At 71.6% G+C, this 13940-nt stretch carries 15 protein-coding genes and 1 pseudogene; 7 read left to right on the top strand and 9 right to left on the bottom strand.

The features are described 5' to 3' along the window. The first annotated feature begins 65 nt into the window (after nucleotides 1–65). Nucleotides 66–317, top strand: coding sequence for a DUF6458 family protein (locus tag ACFZDC_RS05080; protein ID WP_391320216.1), 252 nt, complete (start codon nucleotides 66–68; stop codon nucleotides 315–317). A gap of 10 nt (nucleotides 318–327) precedes the next feature. Here ACFZDC_RS05080 and ACFZDC_RS05075 read toward each other — a convergent pair. The 3 genes and pseudogenes from ACFZDC_RS05075 to ACFZDC_RS05065 form a co-directional block, all read right to left on the bottom strand. After that, nucleotides 328–623 (bottom strand): annotated as a pseudogene (locus ACFZDC_RS05075) (alkyl hydroperoxide reductase); the annotation flags it as partial. A gap of 47 nt (nucleotides 624–670) precedes the next feature. After that, nucleotides 671–1522: a calcium-binding protein gene (locus ACFZDC_RS05070; protein ID WP_391320214.1), complete on the bottom strand. Its 852-nt coding sequence runs from the start codon at nucleotides 1520–1522 to the stop codon at nucleotides 671–673. A 139-nt stretch (nucleotides 1523–1661) separates the two neighbouring features. Beyond that, a complete protein-coding gene (locus ACFZDC_RS05065; protein WP_391320212.1) occupies nucleotides 1662–2048 on the bottom strand; it encodes a cupin domain-containing protein in 387 nt (128 codons plus the stop codon). Between the two features lie 51 nt (nucleotides 2049–2099). Between ACFZDC_RS05065 and ACFZDC_RS05060 the strand changes: the two genes are divergently transcribed. Then, nucleotides 2100–3086 carry a helix-turn-helix domain-containing protein gene (locus ACFZDC_RS05060; protein ID WP_391320210.1) on the top strand — a complete coding sequence of 329 codons (987 nt, stop codon included), beginning with the start codon at nucleotides 2100–2102 and terminating at the stop codon, nucleotides 3084–3086. Between the two features lie 115 nt (nucleotides 3087–3201). Continuing rightward, on the top strand, nucleotides 3202–3696 hold the full coding sequence (locus ACFZDC_RS05055) for an LURP-one-related family protein (protein WP_391320209.1): 495 nt from the start codon (nucleotides 3202–3204) through the stop codon (nucleotides 3694–3696). A gap of 21 nt (nucleotides 3697–3717) precedes the next feature. Here the strand turns inward: ACFZDC_RS05055 and ACFZDC_RS05050 are convergent, their stop codons facing one another. Next, nucleotides 3718–4512 carry a nitrilase-related carbon-nitrogen hydrolase gene (locus tag ACFZDC_RS05050; RefSeq protein WP_391320208.1) on the bottom strand — a complete coding sequence of 265 codons (795 nt, stop codon included), beginning with the start codon at nucleotides 4510–4512 and terminating at the stop codon, nucleotides 3718–3720. A 182-nt stretch (nucleotides 4513–4694) separates the two neighbouring features. Between ACFZDC_RS05050 and ACFZDC_RS05045 the strand changes: the two genes are divergently transcribed. Beyond that, on the top strand, nucleotides 4695–5519 hold the full coding sequence (locus ACFZDC_RS05045; RefSeq protein WP_391320207.1) for a maleylpyruvate isomerase family mycothiol-dependent enzyme: 825 nt from the start codon (nucleotides 4695–4697) through the stop codon (nucleotides 5517–5519). Nucleotides 5520–5579: 60 nt separating this feature from the next. Then, nucleotides 5580–6359 (top strand): methyltransferase domain-containing protein, encoded by a 780-nt coding sequence (locus ACFZDC_RS05040; RefSeq protein WP_391320205.1) that lies wholly within the window; start codon nucleotides 5580–5582, stop codon nucleotides 6357–6359. Between the two features lie 7 nt (nucleotides 6360–6366). Here the strand turns inward: ACFZDC_RS05040 and ACFZDC_RS05035 are convergent, their stop codons facing one another. Both ACFZDC_RS05035 and ACFZDC_RS05030 read right to left on the bottom strand, forming a co-directional pair. Beyond that, the gene (locus ACFZDC_RS05035) at nucleotides 6367–7662 is read right to left on the bottom strand and encodes an MFS transporter (RefSeq protein WP_391320203.1); all 1296 of its coding nucleotides are present in this window, start codon (nucleotides 7660–7662) and stop codon (nucleotides 6367–6369) included. After that, nucleotides 7659–8309 carry an FCD domain-containing protein gene (locus ACFZDC_RS05030; protein ID WP_391320201.1) on the bottom strand — a complete coding sequence of 217 codons (651 nt, stop codon included), beginning with the start codon at nucleotides 8307–8309 and terminating at the stop codon, nucleotides 7659–7661. Before ACFZDC_RS05030 ends, ACFZDC_RS05035 begins: the two co-directional genes overlap by 4 nt. A gap of 189 nt (nucleotides 8310–8498) precedes the next feature. Between ACFZDC_RS05030 and ACFZDC_RS05025 the strand changes: the two genes are divergently transcribed. Next, nucleotides 8499–9404, top strand: coding sequence for a D-alanyl-D-alanine carboxypeptidase family protein (locus ACFZDC_RS05025; RefSeq protein ID WP_391320199.1), 906 nt, complete (start codon nucleotides 8499–8501; stop codon nucleotides 9402–9404). 231 nt (nucleotides 9405–9635) lie between these two features. Here the strand turns inward: ACFZDC_RS05025 and murJ are convergent, their stop codons facing one another. Continuing rightward, nucleotides 9636–11294, bottom strand: coding sequence for a murein biosynthesis integral membrane protein MurJ (gene murJ, locus ACFZDC_RS05020; protein ID WP_391320197.1), 1659 nt, complete (start codon nucleotides 11292–11294; stop codon nucleotides 9636–9638). Between the two features lie 56 nt (nucleotides 11295–11350). Here murJ and ACFZDC_RS05015 point away from each other — a divergent pair, with 56 nt between their 5' ends. Continuing rightward, complete coding sequence (locus ACFZDC_RS05015; protein ID WP_391320195.1) at nucleotides 11351–11473, top strand: hypothetical protein; 123 nt, start codon at nucleotides 11351–11353, stop codon at nucleotides 11471–11473. A gap of 74 nt (nucleotides 11474–11547) precedes the next feature. On the opposite strand, the gene ACFZDC_RS05010 is transcribed toward ACFZDC_RS05015, so the two are convergent. Both ACFZDC_RS05010 and ACFZDC_RS05005 read right to left on the bottom strand, forming a co-directional pair. Further along, complete coding sequence (locus ACFZDC_RS05010; RefSeq protein ID WP_391320193.1) at nucleotides 11548–12951, bottom strand: 2-oxo acid dehydrogenase subunit E2; 1404 nt, start codon at nucleotides 12949–12951, stop codon at nucleotides 11548–11550. Between the two features lie 11 nt (nucleotides 12952–12962). Then, nucleotides 12963–13940 (bottom strand): transketolase C-terminal domain-containing protein, encoded by a 978-nt coding sequence (locus ACFZDC_RS05005; protein ID WP_391320191.1) that lies wholly within the window; start codon nucleotides 13938–13940, stop codon nucleotides 12963–12965.

Here is a 13940-nt window from a genome sequence, read left to right as displayed (position 1 = left end):
CGGGGCGGCACCGGGTATCCGAACGGCACCGGAGATTCCGGAACCGGAAGGGGAGGCGACTACTTATGGGCCTCGGCGGGTGCATCATCCTCATCGCCGTGGGAGCCATCCTCACGTTCGCGACCGACTGGCACATGCAAGGGGTCAACCTCGACCTCGTGGGCGTCATCCTGATGGCCGTCGGGCTCATCGGCATCGCCACGTTCAGCGGCATCGCACGGCGCCGGCGGGTCGTGGTGCCGTCGACGCCCGTGGTCGAGGAGGAACCCCACCACCATCACCGCGGCGACGGCTACACCGACGGCTACGGCGTGTGAGGCACCTCGGCTACTGCTCGTCCATCCCGGCCAGGACGAGCGGCAGCCGGTCCGTACCGCCCTCGGCGAGGCGGACCGGGAGCACCCCAGTCCTGCCGGTGGACCTGGCAGGCGGGGTATTCTCCCCCGGTCTTCGACCGGGAGGTGCCCCCAGCGGGGTCGTCGTCGCACGAAGCCGCCATCGCGCGGACGTGCCGGACGCCCTCCGCGACGGCCGGGTTCAGCTCCGGCTCACGTGGCAGGTCCGTGCCCCGCTCCCTCGCCCTTGAGCAGCGGTTCGGGCGGGGCCGACGAGACCGGCAGACGTGGCTCCAGGGGTGCCACCCGGCACCAGCGGCGGAATCGGGGCTGTCTCAGCCCTGGCGGATCACGTCCGTGCCTGGGCCGCCGGACAGCGTGTCCCTGCCCGGGCCGCCGTACAGCTTGTCGTTCCCACTGTTGCCGTACAGCTTGTCGTTGCCGCTGTCGCCGTACAGGACGTCGTCGCCCTTGCCCCCGTACAGGGTGTCGGCGCCCGCTCCGCCGTAGATCGTGTCGTTGCCGTCGTCGCCGGACAGGTCCTGGCTCGCGGCGCCGCCGCGCAGCACGTCGTCGCCCTTGCCGCCCCGCGCGATGACGAGGCCGCCGTCGGCATGGATCGTGTCGTTGCCGTCGCCGCCGAAGGCCAGTCCCGTCTCGCCCACCGTGAGGGTGTCGTTGCCCGCGCCGCCCGAGACGTCGCTGCCGTCGAGGCTTCCGGTGTCGGTGAGCCGGTCGTTGCCGGTGCCCAGGGAGATCCGGGCGAAGTAGTACACCTGGTCGGTGGCGTTGTCGTAGGCGACCGTGTCGTTGCCGTCGCCGAGGTCCATCGTCAGGGCCGCGTACGGGTCCTGGCTGTCCTCGGTGGTGACCGTGCAGGAGACCTTCGTGGCGTCGGCGCTGTCGGGGTGGGCGCAGCCGTGGCCCGCGCTGATCGGGACGACGTCGTCGATCAGGTAGGCGATGCCCGCGCCGCCGCCGGTCGGGGACGCGGTGACGGTGGCCTTGTTGGTCTGGCCCGCGGCGGCCCGGTAGGCGAGCTGCCAGCCGTACTGGTTGACCGCGGCGGTGGCCGGCCGTGTCACGGCACCGGCCGCCGTGAGCGGTACGGCCAGGGCGGTGCCGAGGGCGAGTGCGACCACCGAGACGGCGCGGGCCGGCCGGCGGCGGGCGGGACGACAGGACATGGGGACCTCCGAGAGGAACGTACGGATCGCTTCCGTCGCGTTCGACTCGGGGCCCCCACCCATGGTTGGCCGACTCCCGGGCGACCACGGGAAGTTCATCGGCGGGACATCCCTTGTCCCGGTGGATTACGGGAGCCGGTCAGGTGAGGGCGTGCCCGGTCGTCGCGTCCACGTGATCCGGTACCTCGTCGTGCCGGTCGCCGACGCTGAGGGTCCCGGTGGGCTCGAACACCAGGATCTCGGTGAGCACGTGCGCGTACGGCTTGTGCTCGGTGCCGCGCGGGACGGTGAACACCGAACCCTTGGGGAGGACCATGGTGCGCTCGCCGGCCGCCTCCCGCAGGGCGATGTGCAGTTCGCCCGCGAGGACAAGGAAGAACTCGTCGGTGTCCTCGTGCACGTGCCAGAGGTGCTCACCCTCCACCTTCGCCACGCGTACGTCGTAGTCGTTGACGGTGGTGACGATGCGGGGGCTCCACTGCTCGGTGAAGGAGGCGAGGGCCGTCTGAAGAGAGATCGGTTCCATGTGTCCATCGTGCGGGTGACGGGGTGGCCGGACGAGTGCTAGGAATCGCATATGCCGCAAGGATCCTCTCAAGCGCCGCACCGGGTCGCCGTGATCGTCGACGGGGGCACGAACCCGTTCGAGGTCGGTGTCGCCACCGAGCTGTTCGGACTGCCCCGGCCGGAGCTGGGCCTGCGCAGGCCCCTCTACGAGGTGACGCTGTGCGCGCCCACGCCCGACGTGCGGATGAACCACGGCTTCTTCACCATGAGCGGCCTGCCCGGACTCGGGGCGGTGGACGGTGCGGACACCCTGGTCGTCCCCGGCCGCCCGGACAACGTCGTGCCGCGCGGGCCCGACGTCCTGGCCGCGATCCACCGTACGCACGCGCGGGGCGCCCGTGTCGTCAGCTTCTGCACCGGCAGCTTCGCGCTCGCCGAGGCGGGACTGCTGGACGGGCGCCGGGCCACCACCCACTGGATGTGGGCGGACACCTTCCGCGAGCTCCATCCGAAGGTGCTGCTGGAGCCGGACGTGCTCTTCGTGGACGAGGGTGACGTCCTCACCGCGGCGGGCAGCGCGGCCGCGCTCGATCTGGGCCTGCACATCTGGCGGCGGGACCACGGGGCCGAACTGGCCAACGCCGTCTCCCGGCGGCTCGTCTTCGCCGCCCACCGGGACGGCGGGCAACAGCAGTTCGTGGAGCGCCCGGTGCCTGACGTGCCCGACGAATCCCTCGGCCCGCTGCTCGCCTGGGCCCAGGAGCGGCTGGGCGAGCCGCTGACCGTGACGGACCTCGCCGCCCGCGCGGCGGTCAGCCCCGCCACGCTCCACCGCCGCTTCCGTACCCAGCTGGGCACCACTCCGCTGGCCTGGCTCACCGGTGAGCGGGTGGCCCTGGCCTGCCGGCTGATCGAGCGCGGCGAGGCACGCCTGGACGTCGTGGCGGCCCGCAGCGGCCTGGGTACGGCGGCCAACCTGCGGGCCCGACTGCGCCGCGGGACGGGGCTGAGCCCGTCGGCGTACCGGAGGCGGTTCGGGCCGACGGACGACCGCTAGGAGGCGCCCGCCAGGACGCACCCGCGGGGTCGCCTCACCCGTGGTACGCGAACGGCCCTGCGCGCCCTCCTCCTGGCTCCGTGACGATCACCTCGGGCCGGGGAACGGTAACCGCATGAGATTCCTCGTACGCGACCGGCTCCTCGGCATCGGTGACGACTACTGGATCGAGGACGAGCACGGCCGGAAGGCGTTCCTCGTCGACGGCAAGGCCATGCGGCTGCGGGACACCTTCGAGCTGAAGGACGCCCAGGGGCGCGTCCTGGTCGACATCCACCAGAAGATGTTCGCCCTGCGCGACACCATGGTGATCGAGCGGGACGGTGAGGGCCTGGCCACCATCAGGCGCAAGCGGCTGTCCCTGCTGCGCAACCACTACCGGGTGTCCCTGGTGGACGGCACCGACCTGGACGTCAGCGGCAAGATCCTCGACCACGAGTTCGCCATCGAGTACGACGGCGAACTCCTCGCGGTCGTCTCCCGCCGCTGGCTGCACGTCCGGGACACCTACGGCGTCGACATCGTGCGCGACGACGCGGACCCGGCGCTGCTGATCGCGGTGGCGGTGTGCGTGATCCACCTGGCCCAGAAGGAGCGGGAGGAGGACTAGGACCTCTCCGGCACGGGAACGTCAGCGGCGCGGCGGCTCCAGGCCCAGGACGCGGTCCTTCAGCGCCGGGAACTGTTCGCGGGTGGCCGCCACCTTCGCCGGGTCGAAGTCGACCGTGAGGACCTCCTCGCCGGCGCCCGCCTCGGCGAGCACCTCGCCCCACGGATCCACCACGATCGAGTGACCCGCCTGCGGAACTCCGGCATGCGTCCCGGCCGTTCCACACGCGAGCACGAACGCCTGGTTCTCCACCGCCCGCGCCTGAGCCAGCAGCGTCCAGTGCGCGCGTCGCCGCTCGGGCCAGCCCGCCGGAATCACCAGTGTCTCGGCGCCGGCGGCGACGAGGGAGCGGAAGAGTTCGGGGAAACGGAGGTCGTAGCAGGTGGCCACGCCGAGGGTGGTCCCGGGCAGACGGACCGTCACCAGGTCCCGCCCGGCACCCATCAGCACGGCCTCGCCCTTGTCGAAGCCGAAGCGATGGATCTTGCGGTAGGCCGCGGCCAGGTCGCCGGAGGGGGAGAAGACGAGAGAGGTGTTGTAGAGCGGCCCGTCAGGGTCCCGCTCCGGGACGGAGCCCGCGTGCAGCCACACGCCCGCGTCGCTCGCCGCCTTGGCCATCGCCTCGTACGTCGGGCCTTCGAGCGGCTCGGCCTGGGGGCCGAACTCGGTGTAGGCGAAGGCGCCGGTGGTCCACAGCTCGGGCAGGACCACGAGGTCGGCCCCGGCCTGCTCCCGGACGAGCCCGGCCACCCGCTGCCGCCGCGAGGCAACCGATTCGTCCTCGTCCACGGCAATCTGGATCAGCGAGGCGCGCACACTACCACCGTCCTGGCATTCGAGTTGTCCACACGGGCCTACGATCGTCACACGAAAGCACTGCCGGGGTGCCTCACAGCAGCGTAACTTAGCGTCTCAAGACACCCGCCGAGTGCAGCCACCTCCCGATGGCAACGCTGCCACCACCTGCCCGTGTACCGACCGCCGAGGGGTCCCGTTCCGTGAGTCTGCATCCCACCCTCCAGCCCTACGCCGACGCCTGGACCCACTCCATCGAAGCGATATCCGAGCTGGTGGTCCCGCTCGTGGAGGGCGAGTGGAACCGGCGGACCCCGTGCCCGGGCTGGTCGGTCCGTGACGTGGTCTCGCACGTGATCGGCCTGGACTGCGAGATGCTCGGCGACCCGCGGCCCATCCACACGCTGCCCCGCGACCTCTTCCACGTCACCAACGAGCACCAGCGGTACAACGAGATGCAGGTCGACGTCCGCCGCCACCACACGGCGCCGGAGATGACGTCGGAGCTGGAGTACACGGTCATCCGCCGCAACCGCCAGCTGCGCAACGAGTCCCGCGACCCCGGCACCAAGGTGCGCGGCCCGATGGGCACCGAGATCACCCTGGAACAGGCCATGCGGGCCCGGGCCTTCGACGTGTGGGTGCACGAGCAGGACCTGCGCGCGGCCCTCGGCCGCCCCGGCAACCTCGACTCGCCGGGCGCGTTCGTCGCCCGCGACGTCCTGCTGGCCGCGCTCCCGGATGTCGTCGCCCAGGACGCCGACGCGCCGCGCAGCTCGGCGGTCGTCTTCGACGTGCACGGCCCCGTCGAGTTCCTGCGCACCATCCGCGTCGACATCCAGGGCCGCGGCACCCTGGAGACCGCTCCCGCCCTCGGCCCCGCCGCCACCCTCGCCCTCGACTGGGAGACCTACGTCCGCCTGGCCTGCGGCCGCGTGACCCCGAAGGCGGTCGCGGACCGCGTCAAGACGGAGGGGGACCCGGACCTGACGGCGGCGATCCTGCGCAACTTCGCCGTTACGCCGTAGGCCCTCCCGCGGTCGGACAATTCGGTGTCGCCGGTCCCTCGTGCGAACTAGCGTGCGCATATGACCAACAGTTCGGCGACTCCAGGCACCGACGACCTCCCGCCCCGGCTCACCCGGCTCGTCTTCCACGGCCCCCTCTCCGAGACCCGCGCAACCGCCATGGTCCGGCGCCTTGCCGGACTCCGGCCCCGTAGCGTCCTGGACATCGGCTGCGGCTGGGGAGAGTTGCTGCTGCGCGTGCTGGACGCCGTACCGCGGGCCCGCGGAGTCGGCATCGACGTGGGCGGTGAGGACCTGGCCCGGGGACGGCGGAACGCCGAGGCACGCGGCCTGGCGGACCGCGTGGAGTTCGTCGAGGAGTCGGCCATGGGCACGCGGCGCGGCCCGGCCGACCTGGTGCTCTGCCTGGGCGCGAGCCAGGCGCTGAGCCCGGCCGAGCCGCCCACCGCCGAGGCGCTGCGCGAGCTGCGGCGGTTGGTGGCGGACGGCGGGCGGGTGCTGCTCGGGGAGGGCTTCTGGCAGCGTCCGCCCACCGAGGCCGAGCTGGCCGGCATGTGGCCGGGCGCGTCCGCCGGAGATCACCACGACCTGGGCACCCTGCTCGATCTCGCGGTCGAGGCGGGTTTCCGTCCCGAGTGGACGGAGACCGCGAGCCCGGACGAGTGGGAGGAGTTCGAGTCGGCGTACCAGGCGGACGCGGAGGTGTGGCTCGCCCAGCACCCCGGACATCCCCTGGCCGCCGCGACCCGTGAGCGCCTCGACCGGCACCGGGCCGGTTGGATGGCCTACCGGGGCGTCCTCGGGCTCGCCTACCTCACCCTCGTACCGGTCGCCGGCTGAGCACGGCTCACGCCGGCACGTGGACCGTCTCCACCCGGCTCGCCACCAGCCGTTCCCGCTCCCGGCGGGCCGCCCGGCCGCCCAGCCGCAGGATCTGGCTCACGCCCAGCGCCTGGAGCACGAACACGGCCGAGAAGGCCACCGTGTAGTCGTCGTCGGTGGCGTCCAGCAGGACGCCGATCGCGAACAGGGTGGTCATCGAGGCGATGAAGCCACCCATGTTGGTGATGCCGGACGCGGTGCCCTGTCGCTCGGGCGGGTTGGCCGGGCGGGCGAAGTCGAAGCCCAGCATCGAGGCCGGACCGCAGGCGCCGAGGACCGCGCAGAGGATCACCAGCAGCCCCATGGGGGCGTGGTCGCGGGGCCAGGCCAGGGTGAGCGCCCACAGGGACGCGGTCGCCGCGACCGTGCCCAGGGCCAGCGGCAGCCGGGCCGCGTGGTGCCGGGCGACGATCTGGCCGTAGACCAGGCCGATCACCATGTTGGACAGGACGACCAGGGTCAGCAGTTCGCCGGCCGTGGCACGGCTGAGGCCCTGCGCCTGGACCAGGAACGGCAGACCCCACAGCAGCAGGAACACCATCGCCGGGAACTGGGTGGTGAAGTGCACCCACAGGCCCAGTCGGGTGCCGGGCTCCCGCCAGGCCGCCGCGATCTGCCGGCGCACATAGGCCGCGCCCCGGTGCGGGGACGGCTCGGGTTCGTGCCCCTCGGGGTGGTCCTTCAGGAACAGCAGTGTGAGCACGAGCACGACCACACCGGCCAGGGCGCTGCCCGCGAACGCCGGGGTCCAGCCGATGCCGTGCAGCAGCCGGGCGAGGACCAGGGTGGAGACGAGGTTGCCCGCCATGCCGACCAGACCGGCGAGCTGTGCGACCAACGGCCCGCGCCGGGCCGGGAACCAGCGCGTGCCGAGGCGCAGCACGCTGATGAAGGTCATCGCGTCACCGCACCCGAGCAGCGCGCGCGAGGCGAGCGCCATGCCGTAGGAGGGGGAGAAGGCGAAGCCGAGCTGGCCCGCCGTGAACAGCACCGCGCCGATGCTCAGCACCTTCTTGGTGCCGAGCCGGTCCACCAGCAGACCCACGGGTATCTGCATGCCCGCGTACACCAGCAGCTGGAGGATCGAGAAGGTCGAGAGGGCGGAGGCGCCCACATGGAAGCGGTCGGCGGCGTCCAGGCCGGCCACGCCCAGGGACGTACGGAAGATGACGGCGACGAAGTAGACCGCGACACCGATGGACCACACCCCGATGGCGCGGCGGCCGCCCTCGGGGTCACCCGGCAGGGTGGCGTTGCTCATCGGACGTCACCCCGCGCGAGGTGCGAGAACCAGCTCACGTGCCGGTGCACGATCCCCACGGCCGCCTCCGCGTCCCCGGCGCGCAGCGCGGCCAGGATCTCCTCGTGCTCGGCGAGCGTCTTGGCGATCCGGTCGGGGTGGGAGTGCATGACCGCGACGCCCATCCTCAGCTGGCGATCGCGCAGCTGGTCGTAGAGGCGGGAGAGGATCTCGTTGCCGCCGCTGCGCACGATCTCGGCGTGGAAGCAGCGGTCGGTCCGCGCCGCGGCGGCCAGGTCACCGGCCGCGGCCTGCGTCTTCTGCTGCTCCAGCAGTTCCGTCAGCCGCTCCAGCAGCCCCGGCGGGGCCGGCACCGCCTTGCGGGCGGCGTGTTCCTCCACCAGCAGCCGGGTCTCCACCACGTCGGCGATCTCCTGCGCGGAGACCGGCAGGACCAGGGCGCCCTTCTTCGGGTACAGCCTGATCAGGCCCTCCACCTCCAGCCGCAGCAGCGCCTCCCGGACGGGCGTGCGCGAGACCCCCACGGCCTCGGCCAGCTCCCCCTCGGTGAGCAGCGTCCCGCCCTCGTAGCGGCGGTCGAGGACACCCTGCTTGACGTGGGTGTAGACGCGGTCGGCGGCGGGTGGTTGCTTCACTGGCGTGGCCATGCCCACAGGATAGATACAACACGTACGCATGGGTGAGCCTCGTCCAGCATCCGGACGTGACGCAGATCTCACGCAGCGCGCGCACAACCTTCTGTGCTACTTACGTGTCGCACACGTGCGGCCCCACTCTCTTGCCATCTCAACTCGGCCGCACATCACGGGCATTCAAGACAATCGGGGTATTTCACTTTGATTACCGGCATCAAGGGCACCCGCCGCATCAGCCGAGCAACCGCCGTCGCCGTCACCTCCAGCGCGCTGCTCGCCACCGGGGCCCTCACCGCGGCGCCCGCGCAGGCCGTCACGACGCCTTCCATCGTGGCCCAGGGCGGCTACGTGATGAACAACTCGAGCGGCTCGACGCTGTACACCAAGGCGGCGGACACCGAGCGGTCCACCGGCTCCACCACCAAGATCATGACCGCCAAGGTCGTGCTCGCCCAGTCGAACCTCAACCTCGACGCCAAGGTGACGATCCAGAAGGAGTACAGCGACTACGTCGTCAGGAACAACGCCTCCCAGGCGCACCTGATCGTCGGCGACAAGGTCACCGTGCGGCAGCTGCTGTACGGCCTGATGCTCCCGTCCGGCTGCGACGCCGCCTACGCGCTCGCCGACAAGTTCGGCACCGGCACCACCCGGTCGGCGCGGGTGAAGTCCTTCATCGGCAAGATGAACACCGCCGCCACGAACCTCGGTCTGCAGCACACCCACTTCGACTCGTTCGACGGCATCGGCAACGGCTCCAACTACTCGACGCCGCGTGACCTGACGAAGATCGCCAGCAGCGCGATGAAGAACTCCACGTTCCGCACGGTCGTCAAGACGAAGTCGTACACCGCCAAGACGATCACCAAGACGGGCAGCACCCGCACGATGAGCCCGTGGACCAACACCAACGGCCTCCTCAGCAGCTACAGCGGCACCATCGGCGTGAAGACCGGCTCCGGCCCCGAGGCCAAGTACTGCCTGGTCTTCGCCGCGACCCGGGGCGGCAAGACCATCATCGGCACCGTCCTCGCCTCCACCTCCATCCCCCAGCGCGAGGCGGACGCGAAGAAGCTCCTCGACTACGGCTTCGCCAGGCTCGGCTGACGACCGCGCAGACGAACGGGCCCGTCGCGGATTCGCGGCGGGCCCGTCGCGTAGGTGGCCCCGACATGGACACACCAGGGGGAGGGCGGCGAGCCGTGGGAGACGGCCGCGGGTCGCGGCTCATTCGGGCCCCCAGGGGCCTGGACCGCACGACGAACCGGGCGTCCTCGAACTGCCGTTCGCTGCCCTGGCCGCCGGTCGCGGGCACGGCGACGCCCCTGGCCCGGGCCCTCAGCCGAGACCGGGCAGCCGGCGCAGCTCGTCGATGCGCAGCAGACGGGCGAGGATCAGGAAGGTCAGGGCCAGGGTCAGCGTGCCGGCGGTCGTGGTGAGGGCCGTCACCGCCGTACCGCCTCCGCCCAGCGCGGCCGTGCAGGCCCGCGCCACCGCCCAGCCCGCCACCGCGCCCCCGGCGCCCGCGCACAGCAGCTTGCCGTACGTGCCGCGCAGGCTGCCGTCGTCCAGACGGCCGCCGGTCCTGCGGGCCAGCAGACGGGCGGTGAGGGCGAGGCCCGCGAAGTAGGAGAGCGTGTAGGCGCCGGCCATGCCGGTGACGGCCCAGCGGGCGGGCAACAGCAGATGGCAGGCGGTGGCCAGCGCGATGTTCACGACGCCGATCCACACCGCCAGGAAGAACGGCGTACGGGTGTCCTCGAAGGCGTAGAAGCCGCGCAGCAGCAGGTACTGGGCTGAGAAGGGGATCAGGCCGAGGCCGAACGCCTGGAGCATGTGTCCGAGAGGCTGCGCGGAGGCCGCGTCGGCGGCGCCGTGGGCGAACAGCAGCGTGGCGATCTGCGGGCCGAGCGCGGCGAACAGGAAGGCGGCGGGCACGATGACGAGCCCGCTGATCCGCAGCGCCCGTGACACGTCGGCGCGCAGATCGGCGATCCGGCCCTCGGCGGCGGCCTTGCTCATGCGCGGCAGCAGGGCCGTGACCAGGGAGACGGTGACCACGGACTGCGGCAGTGTCCAGATGGCCTGCGCATAGCTGTACGACGTGTAGCCCGCGCCGGCGTTCGGCAGCTCCTGGTCGGCCGCGTTGGCGTAGTTGGTGACCACGGTGAGCGCGACCTGGTTGGCCAGCACGAACAGCAGCGTCCACTTGGCCGCGTGCACCCCGGAGCCGAGCCCGGTGCCGCGCCAGTCGAAGCGCGGCCGGAACCGGAACCCGGCGGCGCGGGCGAACGGGATCAGCGCGAGCGCCTGTACGGCGATGCCCACGGTGGTGCCGACGCCGAGCCAGCGCACCTGCCCGGAGGTGATGTCGGCAACGGAGTGCGGCACGGTCATCAGGCCCAGGTAGGCGCCGAACATGCCGATGAGCACGGCGTTGTTGAGCACCGGAGTCCACATCATCGCGCCGAACCTCTCGCGGGCGTTGAGGACCTGACCGAGGATGGAGAAGAGGCCGTAGAAGAAGATCTGCGGCAGCAGGAACCGGGCGAAGACCACGGTGAGCCGGAAGGCCTGGTGGCTGTCGGGCGTGTCCCGCATGTACAGGCCCACGATCTGCGGAGCCGCCCACACGGCGAGCACGGCCCCGGCGGCCAGCACGGTGACGACGAGGGTCACCAGCCGCTGCTCGTAGGCCCGCCCACCGTCGGGATGGGTCGCGCGGGCGCGCACCAGCTGCGGCACGAGCACGGCGTTGAGTGCGCCGCCGATCAGCAGGATGTACAGACTGGTCGGCAGGGTGTTCGCCGTGTTGTACGTACTCGCCAGCAGACCGTTGCCCAGCGCCGCGCCCTGCAGCACCTGCCGGATCAGCCCGGTCGCCCGCGACACGACGGTGGCCCCGGCCATGAGCACGGACGACCGCGCGAGCCCGCCCTTCTCCGCCCCGGTCCGCTTGCGCGCATGCCGCGCCGCACTCTTCGCCCCCGTCACCATGGGTTCAACCTACGGCAGTTGGGGTCATCGGCGCCCCAACAGGCCATGGTCCGGGCGTGGAACGCATCGCGGACCGGCTCGACGCCCTGCCCCTCAGCCTGCCGACGTCCGGCGGCCGCCCGGCGGTTCACGCCACCACCGAGTCCGCACTGGCCGACTGGCGGCAACGGCAGTCCTGAAAGAGAGGGGGCGGCCGCGAGCCGAAGTTGCGGCCGTCCCCTTCAGGCCTCGGAGGTTACCCGTCGAGGGCCTGTCAGGCCCAGGAGATCAGCCGCTTCGGCTGCTCCAGAACCGCCGCAACGTCCGCCAGCACCTTGGAGCCCAGTTCCCCGTCCACCAACCGGTGGTCGAAGCTCAGCGCGAGCGTGGTGACCTGTCGCGGCTTCACCTTGCCCTTGTGCACCCACGGCTGGAGCTTGATCGCACCGACCGCGAGGATCGCGGACTCGCCGGGGTTGAGGATCGGCGTACCGGTGTCGACGCCGAAGACGCCGACGTTGGTGATGGTCACCGTGCCGCCCTGCATCGCCGCCGGGGAGGTCTTGCCCTCCCGCGCCGTCGTCACCAGTTCGCCCAGCGCCTCGGCCAGCTGCGGGAGCGTCTTGGCGTGGGCGTCCTTGACGTTCGGGACGATCAGACCACGGGGGGTGGCCGCAGCGATGCCCAGGTTGACGTAGTGCTTGAGCACGATCTCCTGGTTCGCCTCGTCCCAGGACGCGTTGATGTCCGGGTTGCGCCTGATGGCGACCAGCAGGGCCTTGGCGATCAGCAGGAGCGGGTTGACCCGCAGGCCCTGGAACTCCTTGTCCTGCTTGAGCTCCTCGACCAGCTTCAGCGTGCGCGTCACGTCCACCGTCACGAACTCCGTGACGTGCGGGGCCGTGAAGGCCGAGCCGATCATGGCCTGCGCCGTCGCCTTGCGGACGCCCTTGACCGGGATGCGGGTCTCCCGGGCGCCGTCGTAGGTCGCGACGGGCGCGGGAGCGGGGGCTGCGGCGGGAGTCTCCACGACCGGCTGGGGAGCCTGGCCGGCCTCGGGGGCCTTGGGGGCCGCCGCCGCGTGGACGTCCTCGCGGGTGATGACCCCGTCCGGGCCGGACGGGGTGATCGTGGCGAGGTCGACGCCGAGGTCCTTCGCCAGCTTGCGCACGGGCGGCTTGGCCAGCGGGCGGGACTGCGCGGGGGCGCCGTGGCCGTTCAGCTCGGTCTGGACGGCCTGGGTGGCCGCCGGGACCGTGACCTCCGGGCCCTTGCGCGGGCGGCGCTTGGTGGAGGAGGCCGCCACGCCGTAGCCGACCAGGACCGGCGTGCGGCCCGCCGGCTTGGGCTCTTCCTTCGGCTCCTCGGGGGCCGCCTCCGCCTTCGGCTGCTCGGCGGGCACCTGGACCGGTGCGCCGCCCGCCACGTCCACCGTGATGATGGCCGTGCCCACGTCCACCGTGGTGCCCTCGGGGAAGCGCAGCTCGCGGACCACGCCGTCGTAGGGGATGGGGAGTTCGACGGCCGCCTTGGCGGTCTCGACCTCGCACACCACCTGGCCGTCGGTGACCGTGTCACCCGGCTGGACGTACCACTTGAGGATCTCGGCCTCGGTGAGTCCCTCGCCCACGTCGGGCATCTTGAACTCGCGTACGGAAGCTTCCGTCATCGTCGTCACGAACCCTCTCCTCAGTACGCCAGGGCACGGTCGACGGCGTCGAGCACCCGGTCCAGACCCGGCAGGTACTCCTCCTCCAGGCGCGCCGGCGGGTACGGGGCGTGGTAGCCGCCGACCCGGAGCACCGGGGCCTCCAGGTGGTAGAAGCAGCGCTCCGTGATCCGGGCGGCGATCTCCGCACCGGAGCCGAAGAACACCGGCGCCTCGTGGACGACGACGAGGCGGCGGGTCTTCTCCACCGAGGCCTGGATGGAGTCGAAGTCGAGGGGGCTGACCGAGCGCAGGTCCAGCACCTCCAGGGACTTGCCCTCCTCGGCGGCCGCGTCGGCCACCTCCTGGCACAGCTTCACCATCGGGCCGTAGGCGGCCAAGGTGAGGTCGGTGCCCTCACGGACGACACGCGCCTTGTGCAGCGGGGCGGGGATGGCCTCGGTGTCGACCTCGCCCTTGTCCCAGTAGCGGCGCTTGGGCTCGAAGTAGATCACCGGGTCGTCGCTCTGGATGGCCTGCTGCATCATCCAGTACGCGTCGGAGGCGTTGGAGGGGCTGACCACCTTCAGGCCGGCCACGTGCGCGAACAGCGACTCGGGGGACTCGGAGTGGTGCTCGACCGCGCCGATGCCACCGCCGTAGGGGATGCGAATGACGACCGGCATCTTGACCTTGCCCAGCGCGCGGGCGTGCATCTTCGCGAGCTGGGTGACGATCTGGTCGTAGGCCGGGAAGACGAAGCCGTCGAACTGGATCTCCACCACCGGGCGGTAGCCCCGCAGGGCCAGCCCGATCGCGGTGCCGACGATGCCCGACTCGGCGAGCGGGGTGTCGATGACGCGGCTGTCGCCGAAGTCCTTCTGCAGACCGTCGGTGACCCGGAAGACACCGCCGAGCTTGCCGACGTCCTCGCCCATGACGAGGACCTTGGGGTCCGTCTCCAGGGCGCGGCGCAGCGACTCGTTGATCGCCTTGGCCAGAGCCATCTTCTCTGCCAT

Source organism: Streptomyces sp. NPDC007905 (assembly GCF_042959345.1).
Classification (GTDB): Bacteria; Actinomycetota; Actinomycetes; order Streptomycetales; family Streptomycetaceae; genus Streptomyces.
This window is presented reverse-complemented; position numbering and strand designations above follow the sequence as displayed.

What these genes read in the sequence shown, in the direction of transcription:
- murJ (WP_391320197.1), bottom strand. Translation starts at nt 11,294, where the DNA reads ATGGTGACGGGGGCGAAGAGTGCGGCGCGGCATGCGCGCAAGCGGACC.
- ACFZDC_RS05040 (WP_391320205.1), top strand. Translation starts at nt 5,580, where the DNA reads ATGACCAACAGTTCGGCGACTCCAGGCACCGACGACCTCCCGCCCCGG.
- ACFZDC_RS05005 (WP_391320191.1), bottom strand. Translation starts at nt 13,940, where the DNA reads ATGGCAGAGAAGATGGCTCTGGCCAAGGCGATCAACGAGTCGCTGCGC.
- ACFZDC_RS05055 (WP_391320209.1), top strand. Translation starts at nt 3,202, where the DNA reads ATGAGATTCCTCGTACGCGACCGGCTCCTCGGCATCGGTGACGACTAC.
- ACFZDC_RS05070 (WP_391320214.1), bottom strand. Translation starts at nt 1,522, where the DNA reads ATGTCCTGTCGTCCCGCCCGCCGCCGGCCGGCCCGCGCCGTCTCGGTG.
- ACFZDC_RS05065 (WP_391320212.1), bottom strand. Translation starts at nt 2,048, where the DNA reads ATGGAACCGATCTCTCTTCAGACGGCCCTCGCCTCCTTCACCGAGCAG.
- ACFZDC_RS05060 (WP_391320210.1), top strand. Translation starts at nt 2,100, where the DNA reads ATGCCGCAAGGATCCTCTCAAGCGCCGCACCGGGTCGCCGTGATCGTC.
- ACFZDC_RS05035 (WP_391320203.1), bottom strand. Translation starts at nt 7,662, where the DNA reads ATGAGCAACGCCACCCTGCCGGGTGACCCCGAGGGCGGCCGCCGCGCC.
- ACFZDC_RS05030 (WP_391320201.1), bottom strand. Translation starts at nt 8,309, where the DNA reads ATGGCCACGCCAGTGAAGCAACCACCCGCCGCCGACCGCGTCTACACC.
- ACFZDC_RS05080 (WP_391320216.1), top strand. Translation starts at nt 66, where the DNA reads ATGGGCCTCGGCGGGTGCATCATCCTCATCGCCGTGGGAGCCATCCTC.